The 16,997-nt window shown below is 67.2% G+C and carries 18 protein-coding genes; 6 read left to right on the top strand and 12 right to left on the bottom strand.

What is annotated here, in order from left to right; all coding sequences use genetic code 11:
- Window positions 1-9 precede the first annotated feature (9 nt).
- The 3 genes from WS95_RS24455 to WS95_RS24445 all read right to left on the bottom strand — a co-directional run bounded on the left by WS95_RS24455 (window position 10) and on the right by WS95_RS24445 (window position 3,735).
- On the bottom strand, window positions 10-1,029 hold the full coding sequence (locus tag WS95_RS24455) for an ABC transporter permease (RefSeq protein WP_034207255.1): 1,020 nt from the start codon (window positions 1,027-1,029) through the stop codon (window positions 10-12).
- On the bottom strand, window positions 1,026-2,639 hold the full coding sequence (locus WS95_RS24450) for a sugar ABC transporter ATP-binding protein (RefSeq protein ID WP_059826597.1): 1,614 nt from the start codon (window positions 2,637-2,639) through the stop codon (window positions 1,026-1,028). The genes WS95_RS24455 and WS95_RS24450 overlap by 4 nt, the downstream gene beginning before the upstream one ends.
- A 145-nt stretch (window positions 2,640-2,784) precedes the next feature.
- Window positions 2,785-3,735, bottom strand: coding sequence for a sugar ABC transporter substrate-binding protein (locus WS95_RS24445; RefSeq protein ID WP_059498976.1), 951 nt, complete (start codon window positions 3,733-3,735; stop codon window positions 2,785-2,787).
- A gap of 332 nt (window positions 3,736-4,067) precedes the next feature.
- Between WS95_RS24445 and WS95_RS35140 the strand changes: the two genes are divergently transcribed.
- Entirely contained in the window at window positions 4,068-4,337 is a 270-nt protein-coding gene (locus WS95_RS35140; RefSeq protein ID WP_156444573.1) for a hypothetical protein, read from the top strand.
- 121 nt (window positions 4,338-4,458) lie between these two features.
- Here the strand turns inward: WS95_RS35140 and WS95_RS24440 are convergent, their stop codons facing one another.
- The 5 genes from WS95_RS24440 to WS95_RS24420 form a co-directional block, all read right to left on the bottom strand.
- On the bottom strand, window positions 4,459-5,385 hold the full coding sequence (locus WS95_RS24440) for a CysB family HTH-type transcriptional regulator (RefSeq protein WP_034207252.1): 927 nt from the start codon (window positions 5,383-5,385) through the stop codon (window positions 4,459-4,461).
- A gap of 75 nt (window positions 5,386-5,460) precedes the next feature.
- The gene (locus WS95_RS24435) at window positions 5,461-6,519 is read right to left on the bottom strand and encodes a sulfate/molybdate ABC transporter ATP-binding protein (protein ID WP_059785629.1); all 1,059 of its coding nucleotides are present in this window, start codon (window positions 6,517-6,519) and stop codon (window positions 5,461-5,463) included.
- Window positions 6,520-6,532: 13 nt separating this feature from the next.
- Window positions 6,533-7,477, bottom strand: a complete 945-nt coding sequence (gene cysW / locus WS95_RS24430) for a sulfate ABC transporter permease subunit CysW (RefSeq protein WP_059785626.1) — start codon at window positions 7,475-7,477, stop codon at window positions 6,533-6,535.
- Window positions 7,474-8,367: a sulfate ABC transporter permease subunit CysT gene (cysT, locus tag WS95_RS24425; RefSeq protein WP_059826596.1), complete on the bottom strand. Its 894-nt coding sequence runs from the start codon at window positions 8,365-8,367 to the stop codon at window positions 7,474-7,476. Before cysT ends, cysW begins: the two co-directional genes overlap by 4 nt.
- A 123-nt stretch (window positions 8,368-8,490) precedes the next feature.
- On the bottom strand, window positions 8,491-9,528 hold the full coding sequence (locus tag WS95_RS24420; protein ID WP_059785625.1) for a sulfate ABC transporter substrate-binding protein: 1,038 nt from the start codon (window positions 9,526-9,528) through the stop codon (window positions 8,491-8,493).
- 264 nt (window positions 9,529-9,792) lie between these two features.
- Between WS95_RS24420 and lexA the strand changes: the two genes are divergently transcribed.
- Genes lexA through WS95_RS24405 form a run of 3 tightly spaced genes read left to right on the top strand, consistent with a single transcriptional unit; the run spans window position 9,793 to window position 11,550 of the window.
- Window positions 9,793-10,440, top strand: a complete 648-nt coding sequence (lexA, locus tag WS95_RS24415) for a transcriptional repressor LexA (protein ID WP_006476077.1) — start codon at window positions 9,793-9,795, stop codon at window positions 10,438-10,440.
- 25 nt (window positions 10,441-10,465) lie between these two features.
- Window positions 10,466-10,801: a hypothetical protein gene (locus WS95_RS24410; RefSeq protein ID WP_034207247.1), complete on the top strand. Its 336-nt coding sequence runs from the start codon at window positions 10,466-10,468 to the stop codon at window positions 10,799-10,801.
- Between the two features lie 29 nt (window positions 10,802-10,830).
- The gene (locus WS95_RS24405; RefSeq protein ID WP_059826595.1) at window positions 10,831-11,550 is read left to right on the top strand and encodes a DUF2939 domain-containing protein; all 720 of its coding nucleotides are present in this window, start codon (window positions 10,831-10,833) and stop codon (window positions 11,548-11,550) included.
- A gap of 87 nt (window positions 11,551-11,637) precedes the next feature.
- On the opposite strand, the gene WS95_RS24400 is transcribed toward WS95_RS24405, so the two are convergent.
- Entirely contained in the window at window positions 11,638-12,135 is a 498-nt protein-coding gene (locus WS95_RS24400; RefSeq protein ID WP_059498982.1) for a universal stress protein, read from the bottom strand.
- 330 nt (window positions 12,136-12,465) lie between these two features.
- Between WS95_RS24400 and nodI the strand changes: the two genes are divergently transcribed.
- Entirely contained in the window at window positions 12,466-13,380 is a 915-nt protein-coding gene (gene nodI / locus WS95_RS24395; RefSeq protein ID WP_059826592.1) for a nodulation factor ABC transporter ATP-binding protein NodI, read from the top strand.
- Window positions 13,381-13,386: 6 nt separating this feature from the next.
- Entirely contained in the window at window positions 13,387-14,220 is an 834-nt protein-coding gene (locus tag WS95_RS24390) for an ABC transporter permease (RefSeq protein WP_034207243.1), read from the top strand.
- 37 nt (window positions 14,221-14,257) lie between these two features.
- On the opposite strand, the gene WS95_RS24385 is transcribed toward WS95_RS24390, so the two are convergent.
- The 3 genes from WS95_RS24385 to mnmH all read right to left on the bottom strand — a co-directional run bounded on the left by WS95_RS24385 (window position 14,258) and on the right by mnmH (window position 16,967).
- The gene (locus tag WS95_RS24385) at window positions 14,258-14,680 is read right to left on the bottom strand and encodes a hypothetical protein (protein WP_034207242.1); all 423 of its coding nucleotides are present in this window, start codon (window positions 14,678-14,680) and stop codon (window positions 14,258-14,260) included.
- A 101-nt stretch (window positions 14,681-14,781) separates the two neighbouring features.
- The gene (locus WS95_RS24380) at window positions 14,782-15,840 is read right to left on the bottom strand and encodes a permease (protein ID WP_059826591.1); all 1,059 of its coding nucleotides are present in this window, start codon (window positions 15,838-15,840) and stop codon (window positions 14,782-14,784) included.
- Complete coding sequence (gene mnmH, locus WS95_RS24375; RefSeq protein ID WP_034207240.1) at window positions 15,837-16,967, bottom strand: tRNA 2-selenouridine(34) synthase MnmH; 1,131 nt, start codon at window positions 16,965-16,967, stop codon at window positions 15,837-15,839. The genes WS95_RS24380 and mnmH overlap by 4 nt, the downstream gene beginning before the upstream one ends.
- Window positions 16,968-16,997 lie beyond the last annotated feature (30 nt).

The following is a 16,997-nucleotide window of genomic DNA, read 5'->3' as shown; positions in this document are numbered from 1 at the left end:
TGTGTCTTTTTACCGCACGCGCGTACGCCGGCTGCGATACGTATCGAGCACGACCGCCACCACGATGACCGCACCCGTGATGATCCGTTTCGTCGGCTCGTTCGCACCGATCTGCGCCAGCCCCGCGGCCAGCACGGAGATGATCAACACGCCGAAGAACGTGCTGATCACCGAACCGCGCCCGCCCATCAGGCTCGTGCCGCCGATCACGACGGCGGCGATGACCTGCAGTTCGAGGCCCGCGCCCGCGTTCGGATCGGCCGCCTCGAGCCGCGAAATCTGGAACAGCGACGCGAGCCCCGCGAGCGCGCCCATCAGTGCGAATACGAGAATTTTATACGGCCGCGGGTTAACCCCCGCAAGTCGCACCGCTTCCTCGTTCGTGCCGATCCCGATCAGATAGCGCCCGAACACCGTGCGCGTGAGCACGAACTGGGCCGCGATCATCACCGCGACCGCGATCAGGAACGCCGGCGAGATGCCCAGCGCGATCGGGTTCGACAGGAAATCGAACGCGTCGCCGATATACGCGGTGCGCGAATTCGTCAGCTGGTACGCGAGGCCGCGAGCGGCCTCCAGCACGCCGAGCGACACGATGAACGACGGAATCCGCCAGCCGACCGTGACGGCGCCGGTCAGCGCGCCCGTCGCGGTCGCGACCGCGATTCCGATCAGCGCGGCCGGCAGCGGCCCCCACTGCCATTTCAGCGCGGCGACGCTGACCATCGACGCGGCCAGCGCGAGCACCGAGCCGACCGACAGGTCGATCCCGGCGATGATCAGCACGAAGGTCATCCCGACCGACATCACGACGAGATCGGGAATCTGGTTCGCGATCGTGCTGAACGTGTCGTAGGTCAGGAAATGCGCGCTCAGCGCCGAAAACAGCGCGATCATCGCGGCCAGCGCGCCGGCGAGCCCGAGATAGTTCGACAGGCCGAGCCGCGTGCCGGACAGCGTGCGCGCGCGGCGCCCCGTCACGTCCTGCTGCGCGCCTGCGTCGGTCGGGGATACGGGAGGCTGGGTCATTGCTGTGGTCCTGTCGTCGAAGTGCCCGGAGCGGCGCCGCGCGCCTGCCCCGCATCCGGATGCTGCATGGCGGCCGCTGGCGTCTCGCGGCCGAAGCCGGCGAACGCCGCGGCCAGCAGTGCATCCTGGGTCCAGTTGCCGCGCTCGAACACGGCCGTCATCCGGCCGGCCGACATCACGCCGATCCGGTCGCAGATCAGCATCAGCTCGCGCAGGTCGCTCGATACGACCACGAGCGCGCGGCCTTCGCGCGCGAGCGCGCCCATCAAAGTGTAGATCTCGAATTTGGCGCCGACGTCGATCCCGCGCGTCGGCTCGTCGAACAGCAGCACGCCCATGTCGCGCGCGAGCCAGCGGCCGATCACGACCTTCTGCTGGTTGCCGCCCGACAGTTCGCCGACCGGCTGCGTCGCCCCGTGCGTGCGGATGCGCAGCGCGTCGATCTGCTGCTCGGCGAGCGCGGTCTCGCGCGCCGCATCGACGATGCCGCCGCGCGCGAGCCGGTCGAGCTGGCCAAGCGACACGTTCGCGGTGATCGACTGCGACAGCAGCAGCCCCTCGCCCTTGCGATCCTCGGTGATCAGCGCGATGCCCTGCCGCACCGCGTCGACCGGCGACGCGATCCGCGCCGGCTTCAGCGGCTGGCCCACCGCGATCGTCCCCGCATCCGGCGTGTCGGCGCCGTAGATCAGCCGCAGCAGCTCGGTGCGGCCCGCGCCGATCAACCCCGAGATGCCGAAGATCTCGCCCGCGCGTACCTCGAGCGACACGTCGCGCACGGCCGTCCCGCGCGTGAGGCCCGACACCGCGAGCCGCGGCGCGCCGAAACGCCGTTCGCCGAGATCGATGTGTTCGCCGATCTCGCGCCCGACCATCAGCGTGACGAGCCCGTCGGACGTCGTCGCCGCCATGTCGCCCGCATGCACGAGCCGGCCGTCGCGCAGCACCGCGACGCGCTCGGCGACGCGCGCGAGCTCTTCGAGCCGGTGCGAGATGTAGACGATCGCGACGCCGCGCGCCTTCAGCCGGTCGATCTGCTCGAACAGCAGCTCGACTTCGCGCGCGGTCAGCATCGCGGTCGGCTCGTCGAGAATCAGCACGCGGCAGTCGCCGATCAGGTTGCGCGCGATCTCGACCATCTGCTGGTGGCCGATGCCGAGCGCGCCGACCGGCGTATCCGGATCGACCGCGTCGAGCCCGACCTGCGCCATCGCCGCGCGCGCGTCGTCGCGCAGCCGCACGCGATCGATGATCCCGAAGCGCCGCGGCAGGCGGTTCAGGAACAGGTTTTCGGCGACGCTCAGCGTCGGCAGCAGGTTCAGTTCCTGCATCACCATGCGCACGCCGAGCGCCTCGGCCTGCGTGCGGCTCGCCGGCGCATAGACCTGGCCGCCGAGCTGCATCGTGCCGGCGGTCGGGTCGACGAGCCCGCCGATGATCTTCGACAGCGTGCTCTTGCCGGCGCCGTTCTCGCCCGTCAGCGCGAGCGCCTGGCCCGCGTCGAGCGTCAGCGTGACGTCGGCGAGCACGGGTTCGGCATAGGTCTTGCCGATGCCGGATACGGCCAGCACGGGGTGGGCTGAACGGGAGGGTTGGAAGGTCGGTTCCATCGCGATCCTGGTTGCGGCCGCGCGCCCGGGGCGCGCGGATATGACGCTCACAAGTGCATGTGCATGCAGTGGCCGTGATCGCGCTCACACCGGATAACGGCCGCCGCGCCGGATTCTTGAGGGCGGCGGCCGGACCGGTGCGGCGTTACTTCGTCACGAGATCCACCGGCGTCTCGACCACGCCGGACATGTCGGCCTGCTTGCGATGCTCGGCGATCGCCTTGAGCGCCGTGTCGATGCCGAACACGGCCTGCTTCGCCGCGTACTGGTCGGCGGTCGCGAGCACGCGGCCGTCCTTCAGCATCGGCTTGATCGCGTTGATGTTGTCGTAGCCGACCACGAGCACCTTGCCCTGCTTGCCGGCCGCGCGCACGGCCGACACGGCGCCGATCGCCATGTTGTCGTTGCCGCACAGCAGCGCCTTCAGGTTCGGGTATTCGTTGAGCATCGCGGCCGCCACCGCATTGCCCTTGTCGATCTCCCATTCGCCCGACTGCACCGACACGACCTTCATCCCGCCCGCCTTCATCGCATCCTGGAAGCCGGCCGTGCGCTGCTGGGCGTTGGTGGTCGTCGACACGCCTTCGACGATGCCGACCTGGTCGCCCGCCTTCAGCCGCTTCGCGAGGTAATCGCCGACCTTGCGCGCGCCCTTGCGGTTGTCCGGGCCGACGAACGGCACGTTCAGGTTCTTCGACTTCAGCACGTCGGGATCGAGCCGGTTGTCGATGTTGACGACGACGATGCCGGCGTCGACGGCCTTCTTCACGACCGGTACGAGCGCCTTCGAATCGGCCGGCGCGAGCACGATCGCATCGACCTTCGAGACGATCATCTGCTCGACGATGCGAATCTGGTTCGCGGTGTCGGTCTCGTCCTTGATGCCGTTGGTGACCAGGTCGAACTGGTTCGCGTTGTGTTTCTGGTATTCCTTCGCGCCCGTTTCCATGGTCAGGAAGAACTCGTTGGCGAGCGACTTCATCACGAGCGCGACCTTCGGCTTGGCTGCGGATTGCGCGTGGACAGCCGGTGCGGCGGCCACCGCGACGGCGGCGAGCGCGGCGGTCAGGAAGCGACGGCGAAAGCGGACATTCATACACATCTCCTGGCGACTGGCCCGAAGGGCCGGATTGTTATCTGGTTGTTGTTTTAATGTGAGCAAACGTTTGCGCCACACTACCCGGGCAATGGCCATCGATGCTGCTGTCGGTACCACGGAATGGAAGCAAGGCAGACGGCCGACTGCCTGGCGCGTGCTGTCGTCGACGCGCCACCGCCGGCGGGACGCCGGCGGAGTGAAGGCTATGCTGTACCGATTCGCTTCGGCGCGCAACCTGTCTGATCAATATTTAAGGGTTTATTCGGAGCGCGCGAGCGCGCTCCGCGACGCGCAAATGCGACACTCGCGATGCCGACGGCGGCTCGCCGATGCGCGTCGCAGGCGGCGGGCCGACGATGAAGCGGTTCGGCGCGAACGACGCGATCGGCACGCGGATCGCCGGCATCCACCGGCCCGATATGCGGTCGACTGTAACGGAACCGGCGATTCGTATCGCGCTGCCTCGTGAACGAGGATGGTTGCCGATCTGGCGTTCCGCGCCGAGATTCGGCGTTGCAGACCGTTCTTGTTTTTCTGTTGGCACGGAAACGCGCGCCGATCGCCCTGACGCGACGCACTCGATCGGATGCCTCGGCTGATGATTCGGACGCGCCGGCGGCAATCCCCTCCGCCGCCCCGTGCGGTGTGCGGCAGGCTATGCGCGGCGCACGTCGCGCACCGTCCGCGGTATCTGCCCGGACGGCAGGCGACATGCACCGATCAAACGGCTTCGCGCAACAGCCCCGCGATTTCCGCTTCGTTCAGATGCGGCGCGAACATTTCGATCAGCCGGTACGCATACGCACGCAGGAACGCGCCCTTGCGCAGGCCGACCCGCGTCGTGCTCGCCTCGAACAGGTGCTGCGTGTCGAGCGCGACGAGCCCCGTGTCGCGCTGCGGATCGTAGGCCATCGCCGCGACGACGCCGATCCCCATTCCGAGCTCGACGTAGGTCTTGATCACGTCCGCGTCGATCGCGGTCAGCACGACGTCCGGCACGGCGCCCGCCTGCGCGAACGCCTGGTCGATGTGCGAGCGGCCCGTGAAGTCCTGGTCGTACGTGATGATCGGGTACTCGGCAATCTCCTCGAGCGTCAGGTTCTCGCGGCCGACGAGCGGGTGGCCCTTCGGCACGACGACCGTGTGGTGCCACGAATAGCACGGGAACGTGACGATGTCCGGATAGCGGTCGAGCGCTTCGGTCGAGATGCCGAGATCGGCCTCGCCGTTCAGGATCATCTGCGCGATCTGCTGCGGGCTGCCCTGGCGCAGCGCGAGATGCACCTTCGGGAACACGTCGGTGAACTGCCGGATCACCTTCGGCAGCGCGTAGCGCGCCTGCGTGTGCGTGGTCGCGACGACGAGGTGGCCGCTGTCCTGATCGGCGAACTGGCGCGCGACGCGGCGCAGGTTCTCGGCGTCCAGCAGCATCCGCTCGATCAGCTGGTGCACCGCCTTGCCCGGCTCCGTGAGCCCCGTCAGCCGCTTGCCGCGCCGAATGAAGATGTCGACGCCGAGCTCATCCTCCAGATCCTTGATCTGTTTCGACACGCCCGACTGCGACGTGTACAGCACGTTCGCGACTTCCGTCAGGTTCATGTTCTGGCGCACCGCTTCGCGCACGAACCGCAATTGCTGAAAATTCATGGGTATGCCTCTTAGGCTGTCGTTGTTTGATTGTCGAATCGGAGCGAATCCCGCCCTCTGCCCTGCATTGTCCCGTCACCGGGCGGGAAACACCCGCACGGCGCGCGGCACGGCCGTCGCGCCGTCGCCGACCTGCAGCGAAAGCGCCCGCCATGCGTCGCGGTCGAGTTCCGCCTCGAGCGCGCCGCCCGCGCGCGCCTCGAGCTCCACGCGCACCGAACCGCCGAGCGGAATCACGCGCCGCACGTCCACCGCGATACCGTCGCGGTGCCCTTCGCCCGCCGGCCACAGCTGCAGATCGTGCGGCCGCACGTAAGCGTTCGCGGGGCCCGCGAAATCGGCGTCGACCTCGATCGGCGCAGCCGCGCCCTCGGCGACGAAGCCACGCCCGGCGACCGTGCCCGGCAGCCGGTTCGCCGCGCCGAGGAACTCGTACACGAACGCGCTTTGCGGATGATCGTAGACGTCCTGCGGGCTGCCGACCTGCTCGACGTGGCCGCGGTTCAGCACGACGATGCGATCGGCCACTTCGAGCGCCTCTTCCTGGTCGTGCGTGACGAAGATCGTCGAGATGTGCAGGTCGTCGTGCAGCCGACGCAGCCAGCCGCGCAGTTCCTTGCGGACCTTCGCGTCGAGCGCGCCGAACGGCTCGTCGAGCAGCAGCACCTTCGGCTCGACCGCGAGCGCGCGGGCCAGCGCGATGCGCTGGCGCTGGCCGCCCGACAACTCGGACGGGTACCGCTGCGCGAGCCAGTCGAGCTGCACGAGCTTGAGCAGCTCGTGCACCTTGTCGCGAATCGCGGCTTCCGACGGCCGCTCGCGGCGCGGCTTCACGCGCAGCCCGAACGCGACGTTCTCGAACACCGTCATGTGGCGGAACAACGCGTAGTGCTGGAACACGAAGCCGACCTGGCGGTCGCGCGCGCCGACCGACGCCACATCGAGCCCCTGCAGCACGACCTGGCCGGCGTCCGCGTGCTCGAGGCCCGCGATCACGCGCAGCAGCGTGGTCTTGCCGCAGCCGGACGGCCCGAGCAGCGCGACCAGTTCGCCGGGCGGAAAGTCGAGCGACACGTCGTCGAGCGCCGTGAAATCGCCGAAGCGCTTCTGAAGATTACGGACGGTGATACCCATTCTGGTTGCCTCTTTACGATTTCGACGAAACGGCGCCGACAGGGCCGGCATGTGCGGGACCGGCGTCGTGCGCGTCGGCCAGTTCGGCCGCGAGATGACGCTCGGCGATCAGCTTGAGCGCGAGCGTGACGAGCGCGAGCAGCGCCAGCACCGACGCTACCGCGAACGCCGCCGCGAAGTTGTATTCGTTGTACAGGATCTCCACGTGCAGCGGCATCGTGTCGGTCACGCCGCGGATGTGGCCGGACACGACCGACACCGCGCCGAACTCGCCCATCGCGCGCGCATTGCACAGGATCACGCCGTACAGCAGCCCCCACCTCACGTTCGGCAGCGTCACGCGGCGGAAGATCTGCCAGCCCGACGCGCCGAGCACGCGCGCGGCTTCTTCCTCGTCGGTGCCTTGCGCCTGCATCAGCGGAATCAGCTCGCGCGCGACGAACGGGAACGTGACGAAGATCGTCGCGAGCACGATGCCCGGCACCGCGAAGATGATCTGGACGTCGTGATCCTGCAGCCACGGCCCGAACCAGCCCTGCGCGCCGAACAGCAGCACGTACACGAGGCCCGAGATCACCGGCGACACCGAGAACGGCAGGTCGATCAGCGTCGTCAGCAGCGCCTTGCCGCGGAATTCGAACTTCGCGATCGCCCACGATGCGCACACGCCGAACACAAGGTTCAGCGGCACCGCGATCGCGGCGACGGTCAGCGTCAGCTTGATCGCCGACCACGCATCGGGATCGGCCAGCGATTCGAGATAGAAGCCGACGCCCTTGCGCAGCGCCTCGACGAACACCGCGGCGAGCGGTACGACGAGGAAGAACGCGAGAAACGCCAGCGCGATGCCCGTGAGCAGCCAGCGCACGACGCGCGACTCGCTGACGGGGTCGAGCCGCTTCGCGGCGCGCGCGGCCGGCGACGGGGTTTTCAGCACGACGGTGGCCTCCTGGCTCATTGCTGGCCTCCTGCTACGACGGCGCTGACGGCGACGGGCGCCGGACCGCTCGCGCCCTTGCTCGTCCTGCGCTGCAGATACCACTGCAGCGTGTTGATCAGCAGCAGCATCAGGAACGACACGACCAGCATCACAACCGCCAGCGCGGTCGCGCCCGCGTAGTCGTACTGCTCGAGCTTCGTGATGATCAGCAGCGACGTGATCTCGGATTTCATCGGCACGTTGCCGGCGATGAAGATCACCGATCCGTATTCGCCGAGCGCGCGCGCGAACGCCAGCGCGAAACCGGTGAGCAGCGCCGGCAGCACGGCCGGCAGCACGACGCGCCGGAACGTCAGCCAACGCGACGCGCCGAGGCACGCGGCGGCTTCTTCCTGCTCGCGCTCGAAATCCTCGAGCACCGGCTGCACGGTGCGCACGACGAACGGCAGCCCGATGAAGGTCAGCGCGACCAGCACGCCGGCCGGCGTGAACGCGATCTTGATGCCGAGCGGCGCCAGATACTGGCCGACCCAGCCGTTGGTCGCGTACACGGCCGCGAGCGAGATGCCGGCCACCGACGTCGGCAGCGCGAACGGCAGATCGACGATCGCATCGACGAGGCGCTTGAACGGGAACGTGTAGCGCACCAGCACCCACGCGACGAGGAAGCCGAACACGGCATTGATCAGCGCGCCGCCGAACGCGGCCGAGAACGTCAGCCGGTACGACGCGAGCACGCGCGGCGACGTGACGGCGGTGACGAACTGGCTCCACGACAGCGTCGCGGTCTTCAGGAACGTGGCGGCGAGCGGAATCAGCACCACGAGGCTCAAATAGGCCACCGTGATGCCGAGTGTCACGCCGAAACCGGGCAGCGCGCTCGGCTTGCGAAAGGTGTACGTCGTCATCGGATGCTCTTGCTGGGTCGATGCTGCTCATGGGCCCGACGCAAACGCCGGCGCAATGAATCGCGCCGGCGGGCCGTCGGGGATGCGGCGCGCTGTCGTGGCGCGCCGCTTGTCGTTATGGCGTTACTGCGGCTTGTAGATCGAATCGAACACGCCGCCGTCCGCGAAATGCGTCTTCTGCGCATTCGTCCAGCCGCCGAACGTGTCGTCGACCGTGTACAGCTTCAGCTTCGGGAACTGCTTGGTCAGCTCCGCCGGCACGTTCTTCGAACGCGGCCGGTAATAGTTGCGCGCCGCGATTTCCTGCCCCTGCGGGCTGTACAGGAAGTTCAGGTAGGCCTCGGCCAGCTTGCGCGTGCCCTTCTTGTCGACCACCTTGTCGACCACCGCGACGGGCGGCTCGGCCAGGATGCTCACCGACGGCACGACGATCTCGAATTTGTCGGTACCGAATTCCTTGACCGACAGGAACGCCTCGTTTTCCCACGCGATCAGCACGTCGCCGATCCCGCGCTGCACGAAGCTCGTCGTCGCGCCCCGCGCGCCCGAATCGAGCACGCCGGCGTTCTTGTAGAGCTTCGTGACGAATTCCTTCGCCGTCTGCTCGTTGCCGCCCGGCTTGTGCAGCGCGTATGCCCATGCGGCCAGGTAGTTCCAGCGCGCGCCGCCCGAGGTCTTCGGATTCGGCGTGACGATCGAGATGCCCGGCTTGGTCAGGTCGTCCCAGTCCTTGATCCCCTTCGGATTGCCCTTGCGCACGAGGAACACGATCGTCGACGTGTACGGCGACGCGTTGTCGGGCAGGCGCTTCTGCCAATCCTTGCTCACCAGCCCCTTGTTCGCGAGCGCGTCGATGTCGTACGCCAGCGCCAGCGTGACGACGTCGGCCTGCAGGCCGTCGAGCACCGAGCGCGCCTGCGCGCCCGAGCCGCCGTGCGACTGCTTGAAGTTGACGGTTTCGCCCGTCTTCGCCTTCCACTCCTTGCCGAACGCCTGGTTGAAATCCTGATACAGCTCCCGCGTCGGGTCGTACGACACGTTCAGGAAAGTCGTATCGGCCTGCGCATGCGCCGCGACGCCCAGCGCCGCCGCCGCGCCCAGCGCGAGTGTCGCGATCAGGCGGCCCACGCCGCCCACCAGCCCCGTATTGCGCTTCGCCATCCTTGGTTCTCCAGTGTTGTCGGTATTGCGATGTCGGGCCAGTCTAGCGAACGGGTTACATGATTAAAAATAATCGTTCCTCATTTTTTAATACTCAAAAGTGCTAACGCATGCGGGGCGGACGGTTGCGGCGGACAAACCGGCGTCCGGGCGTCGCGAAATCGCGCCGGAATCGGCGCGATCGCGTCGAACCTCAAGTAACACTTGAAATTCACCAAGTACTGTATAAAAATACAGCTCACTGTCTATCCATACAGTTGAGCCATGACCAAACTCACCGCCCGTCAGCAGCAAGTGTTCGACTTGATCCGTCGCGCGATCGAGCGCTCCGGATTCCCGCCCACCCGCGCCGAGATCGCGGCCGAACTGGGCTTCAGCTCGCCGAATGCGGCCGAGGAGCATCTGCGCGCGCTGGCGCGCAAGGGCGTGATCGAGCTGGCCGCCGGCGCATCGCGCGGCATCCGGCTGCTCGGCATCGACGATGCCCCGCACCAATTCACGCTGCCGCACGCCGGCCTGATGCAACTGTCGCTGCCGCTCGTCGGCCGTGTCGCGGCCGGTAGCCCGATCCTCGCGCAGGAGCATATCTCGCAGCATTACGCGTGCGATCCCGCGCTGTTCACCAGCAAGCCCGACTACCTGCTGAAGGTGCGCGGCCTGTCGATGCGCGACGCCGGCATTCTCGACGGCGATCTCCTCGCCGTGCAGAAGCGCACGGAAGCGAAGGACGGCCAGATCATCGTCGCGCGTCTCGGCGACGACGTCACGGTCAAGCGCCTGATGCGCCGGCCCGGCGGCCTCGAGCTGATCGCGGAGAACCCGGATTACGAAAACATCTTCGTCAAGGCCGGCAGCGCGGATTTCGCGCTGGAAGGCATCGCCGTCGGGCTGATCCGCTCGGGCGAACTCTGACATTCCGTCTCTCCAGGAGAACATCATGGAACGCCTTGCCCGCCTGCTGCCTTTCCGTCAATTCGGTCGCCTGCGTCATCTGCGCGGCCGCACGCCCTGCGCGCCGCTGTCCGCGGCAGCGCCAGTGCAACAAGAAGTCGCAGTCGAACGGCAGGCGTCCCTGCTGCCGTCAGCGCTTCCCGCATTCGCGCGGGTATCGCTGAATGCCGGTCTGAATCACGCGGAACCCGCACGCCGCGCGCCGGTGCGCGTCTATCACGGCCGCTCGCGCCTGATCATGGTGGGTACGATCGATGCCGTGTGCCGAATGATCGATCGCTGCATTGCGGAGGAACGATCGGCCACGCCGGGCGGTCTCTGATTTCGGAACGTTCCCGCACCGGAGGCAACGTGACTGGATCGTCGCGCCGCGCACGGCGCCTCAAGCCCCTGCTGATCGTCGTGCTGATCGTCGCCGTCATTGCGACGCTCGGCTATGCGTACGCGTCGCCGTATGTCGCGCTCGGTCGCCTGAAATCGGCGATCGATGCGCGTGATGCGCAGGCGATCAGCGAATATGTCGACTTTCCGTCGCTGCGCATCAGCCTGAAGCAGCAAGTCACGGAAGAATTGATGCGCCGGATCGACGCCGTGAAGAAAAACAATCCGTTCGCGGTGCTCGGCGCGCTGATCGGGTCTGCGCTGATTGGCCCGCTGGTGGATGCGTACGCGACCCCGGAGGGTGTCGCCGCACTGATGAGCGGATTGCCGCCGCGCGGCAATCCGGGCGAGCGTCCGCCCGAGTGGTCAAACCCGCCGCCAGCAGGCAATGCACCCGGCAACACGCCTGCCGCACCGCCTGCCCATCCTGCGCCGGCAAGTGCCGGCGCACCGGGCAGCAACGCGATCGCTTCGGCGGCATCGGCACCGGCACCCGCGCCCGCCGCACCGGCCAGCCCGAGCGAAGCAACGTCTGCGCCGCATCAGCAGCAAACCAGCGCGGGCTACCGAAATATCGATGAATTCGTCGTGACGTATCAGCGCAGCACCGACGGCACGCGTTATGCGGCGATCTTCCACCGCTTCGGGCTGTTCTCGTGGAAATTGTCCGGCATCGACCTGCATGCCTAGCAGGCCGCGATCGATGCGCACGCCGCCGATGCAGTGCGCCGCCTGACCGGCATGCATCGCCGGTCAGGCGGCCATCTGGCCTTTAGATCATTTGCCGCTCGCGATGGTCGCTTCACGCTCGCGTGCGATTTCGGCCTTCTGCTCTTCCGCTGACGAACACGCCACCAGAATGCTGCAGTTCACGCGATCGAGCAGTTGCGTGTTGCCCGACCCCATCCACCATCTCGACAATCCGCTGCGGCACCGGTGGCCGACGACGACGAGATCGACCTTCAGCTCCGACGCGAGATTCGCGATTTCGTCGATCGGATAACCGAACGCGAAATGGCCCTCGGCCTGGACGCCGCGCTCGCGCAGCCAGTTCACGCCTTCCTGCAGGATTTCGCGCGCGGTTTCCTCGAAGCGCCCGCATGCGACATCGGTCAGCAAGCCTGCGCTTTGCGCAATACTCGAACGCATGTCGACGACCGACAGCAAATGCGTTTCGGCCTTCAGGTCCATTGCGAGATTGGCGCCGCAACGCAGCGCCTTGCGCCCTTCGAGCGTGCCGTCGTAACACAGCAAAATCTTGTTGTAGCTAGCCATGGAGCCTCCCTATCGCGACAACGAGCCTACGCATTCATCATGGTGCGCCGCAATTCAGGACGCAAGGGATGGAAAACGCTGATTCGCCCCGCGCGGCGCGTGCGCGATGATGCGGTGCACGATCGGTGCGCCCCTGCATCGCACCGTGCAGGCATGCGCTGAAGCGATGCAGCCGATGCACTAGAATGGCCCGTTCCATCTCGAGCGGGTCGCGTCGCACCGGCGTCGTATGCTTCGGCCATGTCCGTGTGACACGCATTCGCGCGATCCGTTCGCCCACCCGCCGCGCACCGGCAGCGGAACGCGCCCGCATACAACGACAACCCGCCCATGTCCGTCGCACCGATCGATTTCCGCAACGTCGAAAAGCACTATGGCGACAAGCTCGTCGTCGACGGTCTGTCCTTCAACGTGAAGGCCGGCGAATGCTACGGCCTGCTCGGGCCGAACGGCGCCGGCAAGACCACGACGCTGAAGATGCTGCTCGGCCTCGCGCATCCCGATGCAGGCACCATTTCGCTGTGCGGCGAACCGGTTCCATCGCGTGCGCGACATGCGCGCCGGCGGGTCGGCGTCGTCCCGCAGTTCGACAACCTCGACCCCGACTTCACGGTCCGGGAAAACCTGCTCGTGTTCAGCCGCTATTTCGGGATGTCGGCGCAGGCCGCGCGCGCACTCGTGCCGCCGCTGCTCGAATTCGCGAAGCTCGAGAACAAGGCCGATGCGAAAGTCGGCGAGCTGTCGGGCGGCATGAAGCGCCGCCTCACGCTCGCCCGCGCACTCGTCAACGATCCCGATGTGCTGGTGCTCGACGAACCGACGACGGGCCTCGACCCTCAAGCGCGGCACCTGATGTGGGAACGGCTGCGCTCGCTGCTCGCGCGCGGCAAGACGATCCTGATCACCACGCATTTCATGGAGGAAGCCGAGCGCCTGTGCGATCGGCTGTGCGTGATCGAGGAAGGCCGCAAGATCGCCGAAGGCGCGCCGCACGCGCTGATCGAATCGGAAATCGGTTGCGACGTGATCGAGATCTACGGGCCCGATCCGGCCGCGCTGCGCGACGAGTTGTCCGCCTTCGCGAAGCACACCGAGATCAGCGGCGAGACACTATTCTGCTATGTGACCGACCCCGAACCGGTCAGCGCACGACTCAAGGGCCGTCCGGGGCTGCGCTATCTGCATCGCCCGGCCAATCTGGAGGATGTGTTCCTGCGGCTCACGGGCCGCGAGATGCAGGATTGATCGACCATGGACGTCCGTCACTATTCCGCTACCACGCCATCGGCCCCGCCGCGCGAATCGCGCCTCGCGATAGCGATGCCGGCGAACGCCAGCAACTGGATCGCCGTGTGGCGGCGCAACTATCTCGTGTGGCGCAAGCTCGCGCTCGCATCGATGTTCGGCAATCTCGCCGATCCGATGATCTATCTGTTCGGGCTGGGTTTCGGGCTCGGCCTGATGCTCGGCCACGTCGACGGCGTGTCGTACATCGCGTTCCTCGCGGCCGGCACGGTCGGCTCGAGCGTGATGATGTCCGCGAGCTTCGAATCGATGTATTCGGGTTTCTCGCGGATGCACGTGCAGCGCACGTGGGAAGCGATCATGCATACGCCGCTCGCACTCGGCGACATCGTGCTCGGCGAGATCGTCTGGGCGGCCAGCAAGGCGATGTTGTCGGGCGGCGCGATCATGCTCGTCGCGGGCGGGCTCGGCTACGCGCAGTTTCCGTCGATGCTCGCGGTGCTGCCCGTGATCGCGCTGGCCGGCCTTGCGTTCGCGAGTCTCGCGATGATCGTCACGGCGCTCGCACCGTCGTACGATTTCTTCATGTTCTATCAGACGCTCGTGCTGACGCCGATGCTGCTGCTCTCGGGCGTGTTCTTCCCGATCGCGCAGCTGCCGCCGCTCGCGCAGCACGCGGCCCAGGCACTGCCGCTCGCGAACGCGGTCGAGCTGATCCGCCCTGCGATGCTCGGCCGGCCGGCGACCGACATCGCGTTGCACGTCGCGGTGCTCGCCGGCTATGCGGTCGGCGGGTTCCTGCTGTCCGCGTGGCTGTTCCGGCGGCGGATGATGCGCTGACGGCCGGCGCACCGGCCGCCGGCTTCATGCGACGACGTTACTCGTCGTCGTCGCTCCACGGAATCTCGACGTCGGTCAGGAACGCGACGGTCGCGAGCGGTCCGCCTTCCTGGCGACCGAGCTTGCCGTCCGCGCGATGCCATTCGACGCGGAACTGCGTACCGGGATCGTCGGCCAGCAGATAGACCGTGCGCAGCTCTTCCTTGTCGGCTTCGTCCACCGGGCCGTCGAACGACACCAGCATCTTCTGCGGCCAGAGGCCGTTGACGGGATCGTAAATCCGATCGCCTTGCGGAATGTCGATGCTGGCCTCGACACCGATCGTTGCGGAGGCCTCGATGATCATCGTGCCGAGTGCCTGCAGCACGGCAGTCGCCCGCGCGGAATTGGCCTGGCGGATCGCGAGATCGCCGCGCGTCAGCGCCTTTTCGAGTCGAGGATGGATCTTCGGTTGGGTCATGCGTTTTCCTGTTTGCTTCTTGTAAAAGGCGCCGCACACGTGAAGCGGCGGCGCCGGATGAATACGGCGATGGCGCGCGACGGGCGCGCCGTTTGCGTGCGTCAGAACCCGAACGCGATCGCGAGCAAGCCGCTCGCGATCCCGAACACGACGACGAGCGCCGCGACGATCGCCAGCATGTAGGGCTTGAACGACCGCGCGAGCATCGCGAGCGACGGCACGCTGATCGGCGGCAGCGTCATCAGCAGCGCGGCGGCCGGGCCGACACCCATGCCGAGCGACAGCATCGCCTGGATGATCGGCACCTCGCCGGCCGTCGGGATCACGAACAGCATGCCCGCGACCGCGAACGCGACGATCCAGCCGAGATGATTGCCGATGTCCGGGCCGATATGCGGGAACAGCCATGCGCGCGCGGCGCCGAGTAGCAGCACGAGTACGATGTATTCGGGCACGAGCCGCACGGCCATGCGCGCGAGCAGTTTCATCCAGCGGACGAACGGATTGCCGGCCGCGGCTTGCTCGGCCGCCAGCGCGGCAAGCTGCGCATCGTCGATGCCGTGGTCTTCGGGACGCGCGATGCGGTTCAGCAGATAGCCGATCCCGAACACCATCGCGATGCCGAGCACGATGCGCAGCGCGCTCCAGTGCCAGCCGAGCACGAAGCCCATGAACACCAGCGCCGCCGGGTTCAGCACCGTATTGCCGAGCCAGAACGCGACCGCGCCGCCCGGCGACGCATGGCGCGCACGCAGGCCCGCCACGACCGGCGCCGCGCAGCACGTGCACATCATCCCGGGCAGCGACAGCAGCCCGCCCGCGGCGACGCTGCCGAATCCCGTGCGGCCGAGCACGCGCGCCACCCAGTGCGCAGGCAGCAGCGCCTGCACGGCCGAGCCGAGCAGCAGGCCGAGCACCATCGCCTGCCAGATCGCCTTGCCGTACGCCCACGCATAGTCGAGCGCCGCCTTCAGCGACGGTTCGGGCGCGGCCGCGGACGTGCCCATCAGGATCGACTGCCCGATCGAATGGTGCTCGGCGGCAACGAGCGCCTTGTTGTAGTACGGGAACCATTTCACATAGAACAGGCCTGCGACCGCGATCAGCAGGAAGGTCATCCAGCCGAGCGCCGGAGTGGGTTGGGTGCGTGTGGTCGTCATCGTGCGGTGGTCGTCGATTGGTCTTTGTCGGTTTCGGATGTCGCGCCGGCAGCAAGCGCGGCCGATGCCGGCAATCCGGCTTGCGCGAGTTCGGCCAGCAGCCTGCGCGCCTGATCGCGCACGTCGGCTGCGTTGGGCCGGAACGTGAACGTCAGCGCCCGGTTCGGCTTGTTGTACGTCGCGCGGTAAGTGCGCGCATAGGCGGGATCGTAATGCTTGTCGATCAATTCGGTGAACAAATCGGCCCGCGCGCCGGCATCGATCAGCCCCTTCCAGCGCGTCACCTCTTCGCGGCTGTGCAGGCCGATCAGCCGATGTAGCTGCGCCTTGAACGCATCGGGTTCGTCGAACAGATGCGCGTAATCGTCGAGCAGGAACGCGATCCGCTCGTCGTGGGCCGCCTCGACCTGCACCCACGGCCCCGCGTGAAATGCATCGACCAGCGCGATCGGCAACTGCACGAGGCCGATCCGGCGGCTTTCCGACTCGACGAACACCGGCCATTCGGGGTCGAAACGTCCGAGCGTCTCGACGAGCCCCGAATCGAACCCCTTTTGCGCCGGCTGCGGCTTGCCCGGCAGCGCGCCGAGCAGCGAGCCGCGATGGCACGCGAGCGCTTCGAGGTCGAGGGTCTGCGCGCCCACGTCGCGCAGCGCGTTCAACAAGCGCGTCTTGCCGCAGCCGGTATGGCCGACGAGCGCGATGTAGCGAAAGCGCGTCGGCAGCGAGGCGAGCGTCGCGCATACCGACTGGCGGTACGCCTTGTACCCGCCGTCGAGCTGGCGCGCCTTCCAGCCGATCAGGTTGAACCAGGTCGTCATCGAGCCCGAACGCTTGCCGCCGCGCCAGCAATAGATCAGCGGCCGCCAGTTGCGCGGCCGGTCGGCGAACGTCGTGTCGAGATGGCGCGCGATGTTGCGCGCGACGATCGCCGCGCCGACGCGCGTCGCCTCGTACGGCGATACCTGACGGTACATCGTGCCGACGAGCACGCGCTCTTCGTTGCTGAGCACGGGCGCGTTCAGCGCGCCGGGAATATGGTCCTCGGCGAACTCGAGCGGCGTGCGCACGTCGATGATCTCGTCGAACTCGCCGGCGCGATCGAGGGTGACAATCAGATTCTTCAATTTGGCGTCGAACAGGGCGATACGGCTCGG

It is taken from the genome of Burkholderia sp. MSMB1826 (assembly GCF_001526325.1).
In the GTDB taxonomy this organism is placed as follows: domain Bacteria; phylum Pseudomonadota; class Gammaproteobacteria; order Burkholderiales; family Burkholderiaceae; genus Burkholderia.
Note: the sequence above shows the minus strand (reverse complement) of the source record. Positions and strands in the feature narration are given on the sequence as shown.